Here is a 1,885-nt window from a genome sequence, read left to right on the forward strand (position 1 = left end):
GAGGTGGTGGCGTCGCGGCGCGTACCGCCACCGGCCAGGAAGAGGACGAAGAGCACCAGGCCGCCCTTGAGCAGGTTCTGCGCGGCGGTGCTCCAGCCGACCAGGTTCACCAGGCCGTCGAGCAGGATGAAGAAGAGCGCGCTGCCCCAGATGCCCACCGGTACGGCGCGACCGCCCGAGATGAGCGTCCCGCCGATCACGACCACGGCGACCGAGTCGAGCAGGTACCGGGTGCCCAGGTCGGGCGAGGGTGCGATGTACGCCGCCAGCAGGGCGCCGGCCAGTCCGGCGAGGGCGCCGCTGGCCAGGTACGTGGCGCCGATGATCCGGGCGACCGGGATGCCGGCCCGTTCCGCGGCCGGCCGGCTCTGGCCGACGGCGAGCAGCGACCGTCCGTACGTCGTACGGCTGAGCAGGGCGACGATAAGCGCGGTGAGTACGGCCACGGCGACCGCGAGCACCGGTACGCCCGCGGGGCGCAGGTTGAGCAGCCGGCGCAGCCCGTCGTCGGGCATGGCGGTGAAGCCGTCGGCCAGCGACAGGGTCAGCGACGAGGCGATCAGCCCGGACGCCAGGGTGGCGATGATCGGGGGAATGGACAGGCCGAGGATGGCCAGCACGCTGATCGCGGCGACGGCCAGGCCGGTCCCGACTCCCGCCAGGATGCCGACCGCCACCGATCCGGTCGCCGCGGTCGCCGCGACCGCGACGAACCCGGCGAGCGAGATGATCGGCGCCACCGAGACGTCGATGTTGCCCGGGCCGGCGGTGATCACGAGCATCTGGCCCAGGCCCACGATGACCAGGTACGGCGCCAGGGACAGGGCGAGCGACACCGTCTGCCCGCCGCCCTGGTTGGAGATGGCCAGGATGAGGACCCAGACCAGCGTGGCGGCGGCGAAGCCCCAGATCCAGGGGCGGGCGAGCGTACGGAGGGTCATCGGAGCACCTTTCCGACCACGACGCGGCCGGCGAGCACGGCCAGCACGATCGCGCCCTGGACGGCCGACTGCATGTTGGACGGCACGTCGAGGAGGCTGAGGACGACGCTGACCAGGCCGAGCGTCACTCCGCCGATGGCGACGCCCCACGGCACGGCGGTGCCGCCCCGGAAGGAGCCACCGCCGAGGATCACCGCGGCGATCGTGATCAGGGTGTAGCTGGAGGCGGACGAGACGTCGCCGCCGCCGGTCTGTGAGGCCAGCAGGAGACCGGCGAGCACGCCGAGCGCGCCGGCCATCCCGTACGCGACGACCCGCGCGGCCAACGGGCTCAGGCCGGCCCGGCGCAGCGCGACCGGGTTGCTGCCGAAGGCGCGGACCCGGACCCCGACGGAGCCGCGGGTGGCGATCAGCCAGACCAGCGCGGACACCACGAGGATCGGCAGCAGCGGCGCCGGGAATCCGGCCGGCGCCCACGATCCGAACGTGGCCAGCCACTCCGGCGTGCTGCCACCGGGGGTGGGCAGGACGAACAGGCCCAGCCCCAGCCAGACGAACGAGGTGCCGAGGGTGGCGATCAGCGAGGGCACCTGGCGCAGGTGGATCAGCGCGCCCAGCAGGGCGTACGCCGCGACGAGGCCGACCAGGAGCAGGACGCCGGTGCCCGGCGAGGACACCAGTTTGGTGGCGGTGAGGACGGTGACCAGGCCGACGAAGTTGCCGATGCCGAGGTCGATGTCGCCGACCGACATGAGGATCATCTGGGCCTGGGCCGCGATGACCAGCGGAACGGTGGCCGAGAGGATCAGGGTGAGGCCGGTGACGGTCAGCACGTCCGACTGCAGCGACGCGCAGACGACGACCATCGCGAACATGGCGATCGTGCTGACCATGGCCGGTGCGAGGCGGCGCAGTCGGGCTCGTGGCGGCACGGCCGCCTCGAC

2 protein-coding genes are annotated in these 1,885 nt (G+C 73.0%); both read right to left on the reverse strand.

Translation table 11 applies throughout. The features are described from left to right. Nucleotides 1-941, reverse strand: a 941-nt coding sequence (locus AB0J68_RS31745) for an ABC transporter permease (RefSeq protein ID WP_363942527.1), incomplete at its 3' end; no start/stop codon positions are given. Continuing rightward, the coding region (locus tag AB0J68_RS31750) for an ABC transporter permease (protein ID WP_363942528.1) at nucleotides 938-1,885 on the reverse strand (948 nt) is incomplete at its 5' end. The genes AB0J68_RS31750 and AB0J68_RS31745, both read right to left, overlap by 4 nt.

Source organism: Micromonospora sp. NPDC049580 (assembly GCF_040675595.1).
Classification (GTDB): Bacteria; Actinomycetota; Actinomycetes; order Mycobacteriales; family Micromonosporaceae; genus Micromonospora.